The sequence below is a fragment of the Porphyrobacter sp. YT40 genome (assembly GCF_006542605.1).
Classification (GTDB): Bacteria; Pseudomonadota; Alphaproteobacteria; order Sphingomonadales; family Sphingomonadaceae; genus Erythrobacter.
This window is the reverse complement of the sequence record NZ_CP041222.1, coordinates 493,941-509,784: the sequence shown is the minus strand read 5'-3', so window position 1 is coordinate 509,784 and position 15,844 is coordinate 493,941. Positions and strand designations below refer to the sequence as shown.

Below are 15,844 nucleotides of genomic sequence, written 5' to 3'. Positions count from 1 at the left end.
ACCTCAGGCGAATGCAGCGCCAACGGCCCGAGGCCCCCGCCTTCGCGGGGGATCGCAATTGCGAATTGCGAAACGAGCGCTCTTTGGCCAAAGCATCCCCATGCTCGATACCGTTCCGACCTCGCAGACCTTCATCTCGCAGCGCCTTCGCCTCAACTACCTCGACTGGGGCGGGCGCGGGAAGCCGCCGCTGGTGCTGGTGCATGGCGGGCGCGATCATGCGCGCTCGTGGGACTGGACCGCCGAGGCTTTGCGCGAGGATTACCACGTCATCGCGATGGACCACCGCGGGCATGGCGATTCCGACTGGGTTTCCGACGGGGTCTATTCCGCGGGCGACATGGTTTATGATCTGGCGCAGCTGATCCACCAGCTGGGCGTCGGCCCGGTGCGGATGGTGGCGCATTCGATGGGCGGCAATGTCGCGCTGCGATATGCCGGGGCTTTCCCCGAGATGGTGACCAAGCTGGTCGCGATCGAGGGCCTCGGCCCCTCGCCCGAATGGCGCGAGAAGCAGCGCAGCGTCCCCTATCCCGCACGCCTCGCCGAATGGATCGAGAAGAAGCGCAAGGCCGCCGGGCGCACTCCGCGCAAATACGAGAGCATCGAGGCCGCCTTCGCCCGCATGATCGAGGAGAACGCCTACCTCACCGAGGAGCAGGCCCGCCACCTCACCGTCCACGGCGTCAACCGCAACGAGGACGGCACCTATAGCTGGAAGTTCGATCCGCACCTCAACGTCTGGCCGGTCGAGGATATCGGCGACGAATTCATCGAACAGCTGTGGGGCGCGATCACCTGCCCGACGCTGCTGCTCTACGGGGCGGATTCCTGGGCCTCGAACCCCGAGAAGGACGGGCGCATCGCCCACTTCAACACCGCCAGCGTGATCGAGTTCGAGAAGGCCGGCCACTGGCTCCACCACGACCAGTTCGATCGTTTCATCGCCACCCTGCGCGATTTCCTCTGACCGCTTGAAAGGAGCGTCCAATGGCCGATTTTACCGAGGCGCTCACCGAAAAGCAGATCGCGATGATCGCGCAGCAGCCGGTGTTCTTCGTCGCGACCGCCGCGGAGGATGCGCGGATCAATCTCAGCCCCAAGGGCTATGACGCCTTCCGCGTGCTCTCGCCCACCCGTGTGGCCTATCTCGACCTTGCCGGGTCGGGCAACGAGACTCATGCGCATCTCGCCGCCGACGGGCGCATCACGGTGATGTTCTGCAACTTCCAGCGACCCGCGCTGATCCTGCGCATCTACGGGCGCGGGCGCCCCGTGCTGCCGCAGGACGACGAATGGGACGCGCTGGCAGCGCACTTCACGCTGATGCCGGGAACGCGCCAGATCTTCGACATCGCGGTCGAGAGCGTGCAGTCATCCTGTGGCTGGGGCGTGCCCTTGATGGCGCTGGAGGGCGAGCGCGAGACGCTGAAGAAAGCGCACCGCCAATCCGATCCCACCCAATGGGAGGCCAAGGTGGCCGAGCGCACCCGCAGCATCGACGGCTTGCCGACCCGCGCGACCGACCGCTTCATTGCGGGGGAATGACCCTCGGACTGCCGCAAAAATTGCCCAATCGTTAATCACCCGCCTAAAAATTAGGCAGGTATTATTCCGCAGGTGCGAAGAAACGCGCTGATTCCTTTGCGTCAGCCACGTTACACTTCTTTGGCACGCTTGTTGCTGTGATCCCGGTGGCCGGAAACAATCCGGTGCAACAGGGGCCAAAGATGAAGTTCATCATCGCCGTCATCAAACCATTCAAGCTCGACACCGTTCGTGAGGCGTTGAGCGGGATCGGCATTGCCGGAATGACCGTCACCGAGGTCAAGGGCTTCGGTCGCCAGAAGGGTCAGACCGAAATCTACCGCGGTGCCGAATATTCCACCAACATGCTTCCCAAGGTGAAGCTCGAGATCGCTGCCAGCGACGATATCGCCGCGCAGGTGGTCGAAACCATCCAGCAGACCGCCAACACCGGAGCCATCGGCGACGGCAAGATCTTCGTGCTCGATCTTGCCTCGGCGACCCGCATCCGCACCGGCGAGTCCGGCGAAACCGCGCTGTAAGGGGGCCAATTCGATGAAATCCATTCTCTTCAAGGGTGCAGCGCTGGCGACCGGGGTGGCGATGCTCGCTACGCCCGCCTTCGCCGCCCCGGTGGCCGAAGCCGCCGCCGCTGCCGCAGAGGCCGCGCCTGCCGTTCCCAACCCGGGCAACAATGCGTGGATGATGACCTCCACCATCCTCGTGCTGCTGATGATTCTGCCGGGCCTGGCGCTGTTCTACGGCGGCCTGACCCGTTCGAAGAACATGCTCTCGACCATGACGCAGATCGGCGCGACCGCGTGCCTTGCGATGCTGATCTGGGTGATGTGGGGCTACACGATGGCCTTCGGCGGGAGCAGCAACCCCTTCATCGCCGATTTCTCGAAGCTGTTTCTGGCCGGTGTCACCCCGGACACGACCGCCGCGACGTTCTCGGAAGAAGTGATTGCCGAATACGTCTTCGCGTCCTTCCAGATGACCTTCGCCGCGATCACGGCGGCGCTGATCCTCGGCGCCACGGCGGAGCGCATGAAGTTCAGCGCGGTGATGATGTTCGTCCCGATCTGGCTGACCATCGTCTATTTCCCGATCGCGCACATGGTGTGGTTCGACGGCGGCGACACCGGCGTGAGCGGCCTGCTGTTCGACATGGGCGCACTCGACTTCGCGGGCGGCACCGTGGTGCACATCAACGCCGGCGTCTCGGGTCTGGTGCTCGCCTACCTGCTCGGCAAGCGCAAGGGCTACCCGACCGAGCCGATGCCCCCGCACAGCCTGACGCTGACGATGGTCGGCACGGGTCTGCTGTGGGTGGGCTGGTTCGGCTTCAACGCCGGCTCGGAGCTCGAAGCCGACGGTGTTGCCGGTCTCGCCATGATCAACACCTTTGTCGCCACGGCGGCAGGCGGGCTCGGGTGGATGGTCGCCGAGAAACTGGCGGGTCACAAGGGTTCGGCGCTGGGCTTCTGCTCGGGTGTGATCGCCGGTCTGGTGGCGGTCACGCCGGCAGCGGGCAACTCCGGCCCGTTCGGCGCGATCCTGCTCGGCATCATCGCTTCGGTGGTTTGCTTCATCGTCGTCTCGAAGGTCAAGGCCAAGCTCGGCGTCGACGACTCGCTCGATGCTTTCGGCATCCACGGCGTGGGCGGCATCATCGGCGCGATCGGCACCGGCATCGTCTACTCCCCGGCGCTCGGCGGACCGGGCGGCGAGGATTTCGAGATGGGTGCGCAGGTCACCACCCAGATCATCGCGGTGCTCGTCGCGATCGGCTGGGCCGGCGTCGGCACCCTGATCGCGGGCTTCATCACCAAGGCGACCGTGGGTCTGCGGGTCGACGAAGAGACCGAAGTCAACGGCCTCGACATCTCCGAACACGGGGAGCGCGCCTACAACTAATCACGGGAGCATCGCGCAAAAAGTGGGCACCGGTTTTTGCCCTTCGCGATGCGACCAACAAAGAACACCAAGCTTGGCGGGGGGAGGCCTCTCTCTCTCTCCCTCTCCCCTCCCCCCGCCTCACCTTGTTCCTCCTGCGAACGAACAAACTGAATATGGCCGGAGCCGCTTTGAGCGTCTCCGGCCTTTTTTTGTTGCGACCCCGCCTCCGCGGGGTCGTCCTCGGTGCGTTTCGCGTTATGCGCGAGCACCTGCGGGCGCGCGGTCGCGCTTGCGGCCCTTCGGGCCGTTGCTGCACTTCGGATTGGAGGTGAGGTCTATTCCCGCTCCGCCGCCATCACGAAGTCCGCGCACCGCTCGCCGATCATGATGCTCGGCGCATTGGTGTTGCCGCTGACGAGCCTCGGCATGATGCTCGCATCGGCCACCCACAGGCCTTCGAGCCCGTTCAGCTTCAGCGTTGGATCGACCACCGCATCCGCGTCCGCGCCCATGCGGCAGGTGCCGACCGGGTGATAGACCGTGTCCGCGCGGGCCCGGATCAATGCGTCGAGCGCGGCGTCGTCGTTGAGGTCGATGGGGTGGCGATCCTTCGGCCCGAAAGCCTGCAAGGGCGGCGCTTCGGCGATGCGGTGCGACAGGCGCACGCCTGCGCGCAAAGTCGCCATATCGCGTTCGTCGTCGAGGAAGTTGGGGTCGATCACCGGCGCCGCTGCCGCATCGGGCGAACCGAGCCGCACCGTCCCCCGGCTTTCGGGCCGCAGCACGCAGGCGTGGAGCGAGAAGCCGTGAGCTTTCACCTTCTCTCGCCCATGATCTTCGAGCACAGCCGGAACAAAGTGCCACTGCACGTCTGGCGCGGGGCTATCGGGCATCACCGTCCAGAAGCCCCCGGCCTCGGCATAGGGCGTGGTCAGCGTGCCCGTCCGCTTGCGGCGATGTTCGAGGATTGCCGCCGCCATCTTGAGCGTGCCCTTGAGCGACTGCCCCAGCGGCACGTCGCTTGTCGTTTCCCAGCCGGAGACATAGTCGATGTGATCCTGCAGGTCGCTGCCGACCGCGGGCCTGTCGAGAACCACCTCGATCCCGTGCGCCTTGAGATGCTCCGCCGGGCCGATGCCGGAGAGCATCAGGATCTGCGGGCTATTGAACGCCCCCGCGCTCAGCACCACCCCGCGCCGGGCGAGCAGCGTTTCGCTTTTGCCGCCGCGCCGGATCTGGACGCCGGTGACACGTCCGCCCTCGATCACCAGCTTCTCGACCAGCGTATCGGTGCGCACCGCGAAATTGCCCTGATCGCGAATCGGCTCCACGTAAGCGCGCGCCGCCGACCAGCGCTCACCCTTGTGCTGGGTGACCTGGTAGAGCCCGAAGCCCTCCTGCCGCGCGCCGTTGAAATCGCTGTTGGTGCGCAGCTGGAGCGCCGCCGCCGCATCGACGAAGGCGTGGCTGGTGGGGTTGGCGTATTTCTGGTCCTCGACGAACAGCGGGCCGCCCGCGCCGTGGAATTCGTCGCCGCCGCGCTCGTTCGCCTCGGCGCGCTTGAAGTAGGGGAGCACGTCGTCATAGGCCCAGCCGGTGCAGCCCAGCGCCGCCCAATTGTCGTAATCCCAGCGGTTGCCGCGGATATAGACCATCGCGTTGATCGCGGAGGAGCCCCCAAGCCCGCGCCCGCGCGGCTGGTAGCCGATCCGCCCGTTCAGCCCCTTTTGCGGGACGGTCTCGAAGCGGTAGTTCGCGTTCTTGAGCAGGAAGGGCATGAAGCCCGGCGTCTTCACGAGGATGTTGTTGTTGCGTCCGCCGGCTTCGAGCAGGCAGACCCGGCGCGTGCCGTCGACCGCGAGGCGTCCGGCCACAGCGCTGCCCGCGCTGCCACCGCCGATGACGATGTAGTCGAAACTTTCCATGATCTCTCCCTTTGGGGAGGGAGACTAGGCAGCTTCGGCGCTGCCCGCAATCGCGTTTCGATCAGCTACCGAAACTGGGGGTAGATCTGCCGTGTCGCCCTTCGCCTGCCGTGTCCTTGCTTCCCAACGCGCGCGGATCATGTCGCTGGTTTCGCGGCTGCCATCGTGGCTCCAGCCGGGCTCGCGCAGCAGGTAGGAGAGCTTGTGCTTCCACGGCGCGCGCCAGATGTCGGTCAGCATCCCGATCCATTCGTGGAACACCGCCCACAGCAGGTTGAAGCTGCCGAGCTGCTTGACGATCCCGTAGCGGATTTTCTCGTCTTCGACCTCTGGCGTAAAGGTGCCGAACATCTTGTCCCAGACGATGAACACGCCCGCGTAATTGGTGTCGAGATAGCGCGGGTTGGTCGCATGGTGGACGCGGTGGTGCGAAGGCGTGTTCATCACCGCTTCGAACCAGCGCGGCATCCTGTCGATCGCCTCGGTGTGGATCCAGAACTGGTAGATGAGGTTGAACCCGCCGCAGATCGCGATCATCACCGGGTGGAAGCCGAGCAGCACCAGCGGCAGCGCGAAGAGAAAGCCGAAGGTGAACATCCCCGTCCACGTCTGCCTGAGCGCGGTGGAGAGGTTGTAGTGCTGCGAGGAGTGGTGGTTGACGTGGCTCGCCCACATCCAGCGGATGCGGTGTCCGGCGCGGTGGACCCAGTAATATTTGAGATCGTCGAGCACGAAGCAGACCGGCCACGCCCACCACACCGCCCACCATTCGGGGCCGAAATCGAAGATGCGGTATTCGTAGGCGGCGATGAACATCGCTAGCGCGAATCCGCCCAGCAAGGCCCCAGCCACGGTCGATCCGAGGCCGAAGGCGAGGCTGACCAGCGTGTCCTTCGGCTCGTAAGCCTCGGGGGCGCGCAGTTTGGCCCAGATCATCTCGGCCAGCACCGCCACCACGAACAGCGGAACGGCATATTGGGTGGGGTTGAAGTCAGGCATCGCGCCTGCCGTTTACCCGATTGATCGCGTCGGCCCAAGTCTCGGGCGCGGGGATATCGAGAAAGACCGTGCCGAAGCGCCGTTCACCGCTGTCGACCTTGAGCGCGTTATGGCCGGGATCCTGCCAGACACCGGCACTGGCCTGCGGGCCAAGCACGCGTCCGGCAAAGCGGTTGCCGTGGCGTTTGATGACCATGATTCGCCCCTGCGCATCGCGGGCGATCCCGGCCTTGCCGTCGAAATCGGCGGCGATGGGCTCGAACCCGTCCTCCACCTCGCCTGCAGCGCGGCGCACTGCCGCTTCGCTGTCGAGCGCCGGCGCGCCGCCAAGCTTCATCCACCACGCCAGCCCCGCCAGCGCGAGGATCGCCACGAGCGAACCGGCAGTCTGGAGCAGCAAGTCCACGGGAGAAGCGCCTCAGCGCTGGCTGAGCATGTCGATCATCGCGCGAATCGGGCTGACATCGTAGCCCGCCTGCGCCGCGGTCCGGGCGATGGTCTCGGGATCCTCGCCCTGTTTTGCGCTCGCCAGCGCCCACAGCAGGGTCGATCGCGTGCCTGAGCGGCAATAGGCGAGAATCGGCCCCTCGGCCTGCTCCATCGCGGCGATCATCGCGTCGACCTGCGGCTCGGAAAAGCCCGCGTGGCCCACCGGGATGGCCACGTAATTGAGCCCCGCCGCCGCTGCCGCATCGGCGATTTCATCGCCCTGCGGGGCGGAGGGCTCCTCGCCATCGGGGCGGTTGTTGACGATCGTCGTCACGCCGAGCGCGGCCGCAGCGGCAATATCGGCTAGCGCAAGTTGCGGGCTGACCAACACATTTTCGTTGAGGCGGCGAAAATCGCTCATGCGCGCTCCTGCATTCCCGGGGGTTGTGAGCGCCCGTCATGCCCAAAGCTGCCCCCCGGCACAAGCGCCCGCGCGGCCCGCCGCCGGGCGGTCCGGTAATTTCGTTCGCAAAGCAAGCTATTGTGCGCTATACCTCGAAACGCGTGCGCTGCCGGACCACGGGCTCGGGGCGTCTGCGTCCGGTGCGGCTCACTGTCCACGACATCGGCGCAATGGAGGGCGGGCAGTGTGGCAAGGTACGTTTTGATCTATGGGTTACGATAGGGGACGCCGGCGCGGCCGCGACAAGCGCGACGGTTTCGGCGAAGATGGCTTCGATCCGTTTGGCGGCGGGAATGACGGTTTTCCGCCCCCCCCGCGATTTCGGCAACGACCGCTTTGGTGGCGGTGGTGACCGGTTCGGCGGCGGCGGTGGCGGTGATCGCTACGGCGGCGGCGGCGGCGGTGCCCCGCGCGGCGGTGGCGGCGGCTTCGGCGGCGGCCCGCGTGGCCCCGGCGGCGGCGGTGGTGGCGGCGGTTTCAGCCGCATGCCCGCCCAGATCGTCGGCACCGGCAAGGGCACGGTGAAGTTCTTCAACAGCCAGAAGGGTTTCGGCTTCATCCAGCAGGATGGCGGCGGCGAAGATGTGTTCGTGCACATCAGTGCAGTCGAGCGCGCCGGGCTTGAAGGTCTCGCCGAAGGGCAGGAGCTTCAGTACAATCTGGTGGATCGCGGCGGCAAGGTGTCGGCGCAGGATCTGCAGATCGTCGGTGACGTGATCGCCGTGGCGGCCAAGCCCGCCGCGCCGCAGCGCGAGCTGACCGGTGAGCGCGCCAAGGGCACGGTCAAGTTCTTCAACGCGATGAAGGGCTTCGGCTTCCTCGTGCGTGATGACGGCCAGCCGGACGCCTTCGTCCACATCAGCGCGGTCGAGCGTTCGGGCCTCTCGGCCCTGAACGAGGGCGAGCGCTACGAATTCGATCTCGAGGTCGATCGACGCGGAAAGTATTCCGCCGTTAATCTGGCCCCGATCGAAGGCTGACAACAGCCTCCTCCTCGCTCCCCGCGGTTTGACGCGGCACCGGCGAGAGATTAACGGAATGCGGATGGCGGCTCTGGTTCAGGGCCGCCATTTGCGTTTCGAGCCTTACGATTTTGATAATTCAGGAAGCATACCCCATGTCGATCACCCCCCTCATGCCCGTCTATCCGCGTTGCGGCGTCCGGCCGGTGCGCGGCGAGCACTGCCACCTGATCGACGAGGACGGCACCCGCTACCTCGATTTCGCCAGCGGCATCGCGGTCAACCTGCTCGGCCATTCGCACGAAGGCCTGATCGGCGCGATCCAGCGCCAGGCGGCGACGCTGATGCACGTATCCAACCTCTACGGCAGCCCTCAGGGCGAGAAGCTGGCGAAGTGGCTGGTCGACACGACCTTCGGCGACACGGTGTTCTTCACCAATTCGGGGGCCGAGGCGGTCGAATGCGCGATCAAGACCGCGCGCGCCTTCCACCAGAACGCGGGTGACGAAGGCGATGCGGGCCGGTTCGAGATCATCACCTTCCACAACGCCTTCCACGGCCGCACGATGGCGACCATCTCGGCGTCGAACCAGACCAAGATGCATCACGGCTTCTCGCCGCTGCTCGAAGGGTTCAAGTACGCGCCCTTCGACGATCTCGAAGCGGCCAAGGCGCTGATCGGGCCGAAGACGGCGGGCATTCTGGTCGAGCCGATTCAGGGCGAAGGCGGCATCCGCCCGGCCTCGCAGGAGTTCATGCAGGGCCTGCGCGATCTGTGCGACGAGCACGGGCTGATGCTGATCCTCGATGAGGTGCAGTGCGGCGTCGCGCGCACCGGCAAGCTCTATGCCTATGAGCATTACGGAATCACGCCCGATATCATGGCAACCGCCAAGGGCATCGGCGGGGGCTTCCCGCTCGGCGCCTGCATCGCGACCGAACACGCCGCGCGCGGCATGACCTTCGGCACCCACGGATCGACCTATGGCGGCAACCCGCTCGCCATGGCGGCGGGGATGGCGGTGATGGAGGCCGTGGCGAACGAGGAATTCCTCGCTTCCGTCACCGAAAAGGGTGAGCGTCTGCGCGCGCGGCTGGAGCAGTTCATCGGGAATTATCCCGAGCTGTTCGAGCTGGTGCGCGGCAAGGGCCTGATGCTCGGGATCAAGATGAAGATGGAGAGCCGCCCGTTCTTCGTCCACCTGCGCGACAATCACCAGCTGCTGACCGTGGCGGCGGGCGACAACACGATCCGCGTGATCCCGCCGCTGGTGATCGGCGATGCCGAGATCGACGAGTTCTTCGACAAGCTCTCGGCCGGCGCGGCGAGCTTCAAGGTGCCCGAGGCAGCATGAGCGGGGCCTGGGGGCAGTATCGTCACTTCCTCAACCTCGGCGATGCCGGGGGCGATGCGATTGCGGCGATGATCAATGACGCGATCGACCGCAAGGCGGCGCGCGCAGGGCTTCCCAAGGGCGCGCCGGATGCCGACGCTCCCCTGAAGGGCCGCGTGCTGGCGCTGGTGTTCGAGAAGAATTCGACCCGCACGCGCGTCAGCTTCGACATCGCGATGCGCCAGCTGGGCGGGAGCGTGCTGCTGCTCGATTCCGCTTCGAGCCAGCTTGGGCGGGGCGAAAGCATCGCCGACACCGCGCGCGTGCTCAGCCGCATGGTCGATGGCATCATGCTGCGCACCGACGATCACGCCAAGATCGAGGAGATGGCGGCCCATGCTACGGTGCCGGTGATCAACGGCCTCACCGACATGTCGCATCCCTGCCAGATCGTCGCCGACCTGCTCACCGTGATCGAGCATGGCAAGGCGCTGCCGGGGCTCGACATCGCGTGGTTCGGGGATGGCAACAACGTGCTGCACTCGATCCTCGAGGCGGCGGGGCTGATGAAGTCCAACGTCCGCGTGGCGGTGCCGCAGGGCTATGAGCCGGATGCGGCCTTCGTCGAACTGGCCCGCGCGGGCGGGGCGACGGTGACGCTGACGCAGGATGCCGCGGCGGCCGCGCGCGGGGCCGATGTGATCGTCACCGACACCTGGGTGTCGATGGGACAGGCCCACGCGCACAACAAGCTGGCGGCAATGGCTCCCTATCAGGTCAACGCCGATCTGATGGTACTCGCCAAGCCTGATGCGCTGTTCCTGCATTGCCTCCCCGCTCACGTGGGCGAGGAAGTCAGCGAGGAGGTGTTCGAAGGCCCGCAATCGGTGGTGTTCGACGAGGCCGAGAACCGCATCCACGCGCAGAAATCGGTGCTACTGTGGGCCTTCGGGATGCTCTCGGCCTGACGGGGTCTTCCGTCCGGCCCGGTCCATCCCCATATGGCGGCGGATGATGGACACGACCCAAACCGCCGAGACCTTTTCCGACACCCTGCTGGGGTTCACGCTGCCCGGGCGCAATGCGCGCGGGCGTGTGGTGCGGATGGAGGATGTGCTGGAGCAGGTGCTCTCGGCGCATGATTACCCCGCGCCGATCACGCATCTGCTGGGCGAGGCGCTGGTGCTGGGCGCGCTGATGGGCGGGCTGCTCAAGGGCGAGACCGCGCAGCTGACGCTTCAGGCGCAGACCCAGGGCGGGATCGTGAAGCTGCTGGTGTGCGACTATCGCGACGGCGCTCTGCGCGGCTATGTCGATTTCGACGGGGAGCGGCTGGCAACGCTCGGTGCCAATCCGGGTCTCGCCGCGCTGTTCGGCGAGGGCTATCTCGCGATCACCTTCGAAACCGAGAGCCTGCAGCGCTATCAGGGGATCGTGCCGCTTGAAGGCGACAGCCTGGCGCAGGCGTGCGAGAGCTATTTCAGCCAGTCGGAGCAGATCCCCACGCTGATCCGCGTCGCCAGCCGTGCGGGTGCAGGCGGTCGGATGGCCGCCGGGATGCTGATCCAGCACCTGCCCGATGGCGAGGAGGGGCGCGAGCGTCTGCACGTCCGGCTCGACCATCCCGATTGGGAGCATGTCGCGGTGATCGCAGGCACGATCAGCCACGATGAGCTGCTCGATCCCGCGCTCTCGCTCGAAGCGATCGCTTGGCGGCTGTTTCACGAGGAGGAGGAAGTGCGGGTGCAGCCCGGCACAGTGCTGTCACGCGGCTGCCGCTGTTCGGCTGCCCATTACGAGACGATCATCGCCCGCTTCCCGCCCGATGAGCAGGAGGAAATGCGCGGGCCCGATGGCACAATCTCGGTCGATTGCGCCTTCTGTTCGCGCAGCTTTGCCTTGGCTATTTGACCGTTGGTCGAAAAACTTGCGGGTTTCGCCGTCGCATGGCCAATTTGTGCAAGGGACGGCGGCCAAAAGTTGGCATGAGGACAGGCATGATCAATCGAACCCGAAGGACGACCCGTGCAGCCGCTATCGCGGGCCTCGCGATGGTGGGGGGCGCGCTGTGCCTTGCGGTGCCGGTGCTGGCGCAGGGGAATGGCCTTGCGATGCTCGACACGCTCACGCGGGGCGAGTGGACGATCAAGCAGCGTGGCGGCGCGCCGGATCGCAAGATCTGCGTGAAGTCCGGTGCGGAGCTGATCCAGCTGATGCATCGCGAAAGCGGGTGCAGCCAGTTCATCGTCGAAGACGGCGCGGCGCGGGTGACGGTGCAGTACACCTGCCCCGGCAACGGCTATGGCCGCACCAGCATCCGCCGCGAGACCGCCGCTCTGGTGCAGCTTGAAAGCCAGGGCATCCACGGCGGCATGCCGTTCCAGATGACCGCAGAGGCGCGCCGCACCGGATCGTGCTGAGCCGCAAGCGATTGCCTTTGCCCTGCTGCGTGATAGGGCCACTGGCATGAGTGACACGCAACAATCCAAGCCGCTCGCCGTGGTGCTGCTCTCGGGCGGGCTCGATTCGATGGTGACCGCCGCGCTGGCGCAGGAGGCGGGCTTTGCGGTCCATGCGCTCAGCGTCGATTACGGGCAGCGTCACCGGCTGGAGCTGGAATCCGCCGCACGGATTGCGGGCAAGCTCGGCCTTGCGCGCCACACCACCATCGCGCTCGATCTGCGGGCGTTCGGTGGATCGGCGCTGACCGACGCGATCGATGTGCCCAAGAGCGGGGTGGGTGACGATATTCCCGTGACCTATGTGCCCGCGCGCAATCTGGTGTTCCTTGCACTGACCACGGCCTGTGCCGAAGCGGCGGGGGCACGCGACGTGTTCATCGGGGTCAACGCGCTCGACTATTCGGGCTATCCCGACTGTCGCCCCGAATTCATCGCCAGCTTCGCCGAGACCGCAAGGCTGGGCACCAAGGCCGGGGTGGAGGGCGCGCCTTTCACCATCCACGCGCCACTCCAGCACATGACCAAGGCGGACATCGCGGCCGAGTGCGCGCGGCTGGGGCTTGACCCGGCGTGGAGCTGGTCTTGCTACGATCCCGCACCCGGCGGGCTGGCCTGCGGGCTGTGCGACTCATGCCGTTTGCGGAAAAAGGGTTTTGCCGAAGCCGGGATTGTCGATAGCACAGCCTACAACGCCTGACGGGCCAAGCGCCGGGGCAGGGATCAGACAATAACGGGATAGGGGATCAGCATTGAGCCTGGAGACGACGGCGGCGCCGGACCGCAGCGAAGAGCCTGCGTCGGCCTATAGCTGGTATGTGCTGGGCGTGCTGGTTGTGGTCTACATCCTCAACTTCATCGACCGGCAGATCCTCTCGATTCTCGCGGTCGACATCAAGCGGGACCTGCAACTGAGCGACGGCCAGCTGGGCTTTCTGGGAGGTGCGGCCTTTGCGGTGTTCTACGCGCTGTTTGGCGTGCCGCTGGGCAGGCTGGCGGATCGCTGGCACCGGGTGCGGCTGCTGACGCTCGGGCTGGTGCTGTGGTCGACGATGACCGCGCTGTCGGGATTTGCGCGCAACTATCTCACGCTGTCGCTGGCGCGCATGGGCGTGGGCGTCGGGGAGGCAACCGCGAGCCCGACGGCCTATTCGCTGATCTCGGACTATTTTCCCTCCCGCCAGCGCGCGACCGCGCTCGCGATCTATTCTTCCGGGCTGTACCTCGGCGGCGGGGTGTCGCTTCTGATCGGGGCGAAGATCTCGCAGGTGTGGGATGCGGCCTACCCGGGGGGCGGCATGGCAGGCCTTGTCGGTTGGCAGGCGGCGTTTCTGGCGGTGGGGATCCCCGGCGTGTTGCTGGCGCTGTGGGTCGCGTCTTTGCGCGAGCCGGTGCGCCAGCCTGACGACAAGCCCGGCGCGCGCCATCCCTTGCACGACTTCCTTATCGATCTTTCGATGCTGCTGCCACCGTTCACCTTCTTCCATGCGCTGCGGCGCGGACCGATCGCGGCTGCCGTCAACCTGTTGATGGCGGCCGCGATGATCGGCCTTGCGGTGGTGATGATCGGGTTGACCGGCAATCTGCCGCAGTGGTCGGCGATGGCGTTTGGCTATTATGCCGTCTTCTCGTGGGCATCGACGCTGCGGCGGCACGACCCGGCAACCTTCAAGCTGATCTGGGGCACGCCCGCCTTCATCTGCACGGCATTGGGCTATGGTCTGGTCTCGCTCGGCGCCTATGCGCTGGCCTTCTGGTCCGCGCCCTATGCGGAAACCGTGCTGAAACTGCCCAAGGCCGAGCTTGCCTTTGTGCTCGGAGGCAGCGGGGCTGTGTCGGGCTTTCTGGGGGTGATCCTGGGTGGGCGGATGTCCGACTGGCTGCGCGCACGCAATCCCTCGGGCCGCATCATCGTGGTGATGTTCGGGATCCTCGCGCCGATCGTGCCGATCTGGATCGGGTTCACCACCGAGAACGCGACGCTCTTCTATGTGATGAACTTCCTGGCGGGGATGTTCGCGGCGACCGCGCTGGGCGCGGCGGCGGCAACGACGCAGGATCTGGTGCTGCCGCGGATGCGGGGGACGGCGACCGCATCGTTCTTCCTCGCCACGACCTTGGTGGGGCTGGCGATCGGTCCCTACATGGTCGGCCAGATCTCCGAATTGAGCGGGAGCATGCGGATCGGCGTGCTGTCGCTGATAGGAGTGGCGCCGATCTCCTTCGTTCTGCTGATCTATGCCTATCGCTCGCTGCCTCAGGCCGAAGCGACGATGGTGGAGCGGGCGCGGGCTGCTGCGGGAGAGTAGGGGCCGCCGCGCTCAGGGAGAGGCGAAGGTGCGCGGTTGGCTACAGACCGCGTGATCCTGGCTGGCGCGCTTTGATCTTCCCTGCGGAACGCGCGGCTTTGGCAAGGGCAGGGGCATGACGGTTGCCGTCTCCTGATTGAGACATCCCCATAGGGCTCAAGGCCAGTCCGCCTTTTTGGGTCATCAACGGTTACGACCCGCATCGAACCTGCGTGTCCATCACGCCGGTTCCGCTTTCGTCCACCTGGCAGAGCGTCGGGCAACAAAAAAGGGGCCGGATCGCTCCGGCCCCTCTTCATGTTCCGTTGGAACGGTGACTTACATGCCCGAGCCCGGACCGTAGGTCACTTCCACGCGGCGGTTCTGCGCTTCGCGCACACCGTCGGCGGTCGGGACCTTGGGCTGCGATTCACCGAAGGCTTCCCCGGTGATGCGCGCAGCGGGGATGCCGCGGCCCGTCAGGTAGGCGCTGACGGAAGCGTTGCGACGCTCGGCCAGACCGATGTTGTAGGACACGCTACCCGCACGGTCGGTGTGACCGGCCAGCATCACGCGCGCCGTGCCGCAGTTGGCATAGGCGGTGACAGCGCTGTTGAGGATGTTCGCAGCCGCCGGGGTGATGTCCGACTTATCGAAGTCGAAGAACACGATGTACGGGCCGGTGTTGCACGCAACCTTCGGCGGAGCCGGGGGCGGCGGGGGCGGCGGGGGCGGAGGCGGCGGGGGCGGCGGCGGGGGCACAGCCACCGGCGCAGCCACGGGCTCTTCACCACCGAAGTTGTAGGTGATGGTGCCCAGCAGCGAGTGGCTGCTCAGCTTGGTTTCCAGATCGCGGCCCAGCGGATCGATCAGGTTGACGTTCGGCACGTTGAAGTAGCGATAGCGCAGACCCACGTCCCACGAATCGCTCAGCGGAGCGCGGACGCCCGCGAGCAGCTGCCAGGCGAGGCCGGTGTCCGAATCGTTCCAGACGCCCGGGCCGTTGGCGTTCACGCGGCCGTCCATGTCGACACGCGCCACACCGATACCGCCGCCGGCGAAGGCCTGCAGGCCATCATCCGAGCCGAAGTCGAACAGGCCGTTGAGCATGAAGCTCAGCGCGTTCACTTCGCCCAGCGCTTCGCGGGTGCCGGTGAAGGTGGTGAAACCACCCGGAGCCGAGGCGAGCGGGTTGTCAGCGAGGCCCTGGTTGCCGGCCTGAACGTCCCCGAGGTCGGCCGCACGGTAGCTGGCTTCGGCTTCCAGACGGAAGGCACCGAAGTCGTAGCCGACGATCCCGCCGAAATCATAACCGGTGTCGTAGTTGGCCACCGCGTTATCCGGCGCGCCGTTCACGTCGATGCTCTGGTCTTCGACAAGCATGACGCCGCCGTTGCCCTCGATATACCACTGACCTTCACGGGCCATGGCGGGCGTGGTCAGCGCGGTCGAGGCCATCGCCATTCCAATGACGAGTTTGCGCATTCTAAAATTCCCCTTTGTATTGGACTTGAGGCACCGTCGGTCTCTATCTTTTCCCCTTGTCCTAGGCAAGC

The 15,844-nt window shown here is 66.0% G+C and carries 15 protein-coding genes and 1 pseudogene; 11 read left to right on the top strand and 5 right to left on the bottom strand.

The features are described 5' to 3' along the window. Window positions 1-100 precede the first annotated feature (100 nt). The 4 genes from E2E27_RS02370 (at window position 101) to E2E27_RS02355 (ending at window position 3,447) form a co-directional block, all read left to right on the top strand. The gene (locus tag E2E27_RS02370; RefSeq protein ID WP_141457510.1) at window positions 101-970 is read left to right on the top strand and encodes an alpha/beta fold hydrolase; all 870 of its coding nucleotides are present in this window, start codon (window positions 101-103) and stop codon (window positions 968-970) included. Between the two features lie 20 nt (window positions 971-990). After that, window positions 991-1,548, top strand: coding sequence for a pyridoxamine 5'-phosphate oxidase family protein (locus tag E2E27_RS02365; protein WP_141457509.1), 558 nt, complete (start codon window positions 991-993; stop codon window positions 1,546-1,548). A gap of 182 nt (window positions 1,549-1,730) precedes the next feature. Further along, window positions 1,731-2,069 (top strand): P-II family nitrogen regulator, encoded by a 339-nt coding sequence (locus E2E27_RS02360; RefSeq protein WP_086606757.1) that lies wholly within the window; start codon window positions 1,731-1,733, stop codon window positions 2,067-2,069. Between the two features lie 13 nt (window positions 2,070-2,082). Continuing rightward, a complete protein-coding gene (locus E2E27_RS02355; RefSeq protein WP_502705528.1) occupies window positions 2,083-3,447 on the top strand; it encodes an ammonium transporter in 1,365 nt (454 codons plus the stop codon). Between the two features lie 317 nt (window positions 3,448-3,764). On the opposite strand, the gene E2E27_RS02350 is transcribed toward E2E27_RS02355, so the two are convergent. Genes E2E27_RS02350 through E2E27_RS02335 form a run of 4 tightly spaced genes read right to left on the bottom strand, consistent with a single transcriptional unit; the run spans window position 3,765 to window position 7,203 of the window. Further along, entirely contained in the window at window positions 3,765-5,354 is a 1,590-nt protein-coding gene (locus E2E27_RS02350; protein WP_141457508.1) for a GMC family oxidoreductase, read from the bottom strand. Window positions 5,355-5,378: 24 nt separating this feature from the next. Then, window positions 5,379-6,353 (bottom strand): sterol desaturase family protein, encoded by a 975-nt coding sequence (locus tag E2E27_RS02345; RefSeq protein ID WP_141457507.1) that lies wholly within the window; start codon window positions 6,351-6,353, stop codon window positions 5,379-5,381. Further along, window positions 6,346-6,759, bottom strand: coding sequence for a hypothetical protein (locus E2E27_RS02340; protein ID WP_234036152.1), 414 nt, complete (start codon window positions 6,757-6,759; stop codon window positions 6,346-6,348). The genes E2E27_RS02345 and E2E27_RS02340 overlap by 8 nt, the downstream gene beginning before the upstream one ends. Window positions 6,760-6,771: 12 nt before the next feature. Beyond that, complete coding sequence (locus E2E27_RS02335) at window positions 6,772-7,203, bottom strand: protein tyrosine phosphatase family protein (RefSeq protein WP_141457506.1); 432 nt, start codon at window positions 7,201-7,203, stop codon at window positions 6,772-6,774. Between the two features lie 250 nt (window positions 7,204-7,453). On the opposite strand from E2E27_RS02335, the pseudogene E2E27_RS19150 reads away from it, so the two are divergent. The 7 genes and pseudogenes from E2E27_RS19150 to E2E27_RS02300 all read left to right on the top strand — a co-directional run bounded on the left by E2E27_RS19150 (window position 7,454) and on the right by E2E27_RS02300 (window position 14,309). Further along, window positions 7,454-8,225 (top strand): annotated as a pseudogene (locus E2E27_RS19150) (cold-shock protein). A 137-nt stretch (window positions 8,226-8,362) separates the two neighbouring features. Further along, window positions 8,363-9,562, top strand: coding sequence for an aspartate aminotransferase family protein (locus tag E2E27_RS02325; protein ID WP_141457505.1), 1,200 nt, complete (start codon window positions 8,363-8,365; stop codon window positions 9,560-9,562). After that, on the top strand, window positions 9,559-10,509 hold the full coding sequence (gene argF / locus E2E27_RS02320) for an ornithine carbamoyltransferase (RefSeq protein WP_141457504.1): 951 nt from the start codon (window positions 9,559-9,561) through the stop codon (window positions 10,507-10,509). The genes E2E27_RS02325 and argF overlap by 4 nt, the downstream gene beginning before the upstream one ends. A gap of 43 nt (window positions 10,510-10,552) precedes the next feature. After that, entirely contained in the window at window positions 10,553-11,452 is a 900-nt protein-coding gene (gene hslO / locus E2E27_RS02315) for an Hsp33 family molecular chaperone HslO (protein WP_141457503.1), read from the top strand. Window positions 11,453-11,538: 86 nt separating this feature from the next. Next, entirely contained in the window at window positions 11,539-11,961 is a 423-nt protein-coding gene (locus tag E2E27_RS02310) for a DUF3617 domain-containing protein (RefSeq protein WP_181443527.1), read from the top strand. A gap of 46 nt (window positions 11,962-12,007) precedes the next feature. Beyond that, entirely contained in the window at window positions 12,008-12,700 is a 693-nt protein-coding gene (queC, locus tag E2E27_RS02305) for a 7-cyano-7-deazaguanine synthase QueC (protein WP_141457502.1), read from the top strand. 52 nt (window positions 12,701-12,752) lie between these two features. Next, on the top strand, window positions 12,753-14,309 hold the full coding sequence (locus E2E27_RS02300) for a spinster family MFS transporter (RefSeq protein WP_141457501.1): 1,557 nt from the start codon (window positions 12,753-12,755) through the stop codon (window positions 14,307-14,309). 318 nt (window positions 14,310-14,627) lie between these two features. Here E2E27_RS02300 and E2E27_RS02295 read toward each other — a convergent pair whose 3' ends face one another. Next, a complete protein-coding gene (locus E2E27_RS02295; protein WP_141457500.1) occupies window positions 14,628-15,773 on the bottom strand; it encodes an OmpA family protein in 1,146 nt (381 codons plus the stop codon). Between the last annotated feature and the right edge of the window lie 71 nt (window positions 15,774-15,844).

What these genes read in the sequence shown, in the direction of transcription:
- E2E27_RS02370 (WP_141457510.1), top strand. Translation starts at nt 101, where the DNA reads ATGCTCGATACCGTTCCGACCTCGCAGACCTTCATCTCGCAGCGCCTT.
- E2E27_RS02365 (WP_141457509.1), top strand. Translation starts at nt 991, where the DNA reads ATGGCCGATTTTACCGAGGCGCTCACCGAAAAGCAGATCGCGATGATC.
- E2E27_RS02360 (WP_086606757.1), top strand. Translation starts at nt 1,731, where the DNA reads ATGAAGTTCATCATCGCCGTCATCAAACCATTCAAGCTCGACACCGTT.
- E2E27_RS02355 (WP_502705528.1), top strand. Translation starts at nt 2,083, where the DNA reads ATGAAATCCATTCTCTTCAAGGGTGCAGCGCTGGCGACCGGGGTGGCG.
- E2E27_RS02350 (WP_141457508.1), bottom strand. Translation starts at nt 5,354, where the DNA reads ATGGAAAGTTTCGACTACATCGTCATCGGCGGTGGCAGCGCGGGCAGC.
- E2E27_RS02345 (WP_141457507.1), bottom strand. Translation starts at nt 6,353, where the DNA reads ATGCCTGACTTCAACCCCACCCAATATGCCGTTCCGCTGTTCGTGGTG.
- E2E27_RS02335 (WP_141457506.1), bottom strand. Translation starts at nt 7,203, where the DNA reads ATGAGCGATTTTCGCCGCCTCAACGAAAATGTGTTGGTCAGCCCGCAA.
- E2E27_RS02325 (WP_141457505.1), top strand. Translation starts at nt 8,363, where the DNA reads ATGTCGATCACCCCCCTCATGCCCGTCTATCCGCGTTGCGGCGTCCGG.
- argF (WP_141457504.1), top strand. Translation starts at nt 9,559, where the DNA reads ATGAGCGGGGCCTGGGGGCAGTATCGTCACTTCCTCAACCTCGGCGAT.
- hslO (WP_141457503.1), top strand. Translation starts at nt 10,553, where the DNA reads ATGATGGACACGACCCAAACCGCCGAGACCTTTTCCGACACCCTGCTG.
- E2E27_RS02310 (WP_181443527.1), top strand. Translation starts at nt 11,539, where the DNA reads ATGATCAATCGAACCCGAAGGACGACCCGTGCAGCCGCTATCGCGGGC.
- queC (WP_141457502.1), top strand. Translation starts at nt 12,008, where the DNA reads ATGAGTGACACGCAACAATCCAAGCCGCTCGCCGTGGTGCTGCTCTCG.
- E2E27_RS02295 (WP_141457500.1), bottom strand. Translation starts at nt 15,773, where the DNA reads ATGCGCAAACTCGTCATTGGAATGGCGATGGCCTCGACCGCGCTGACC.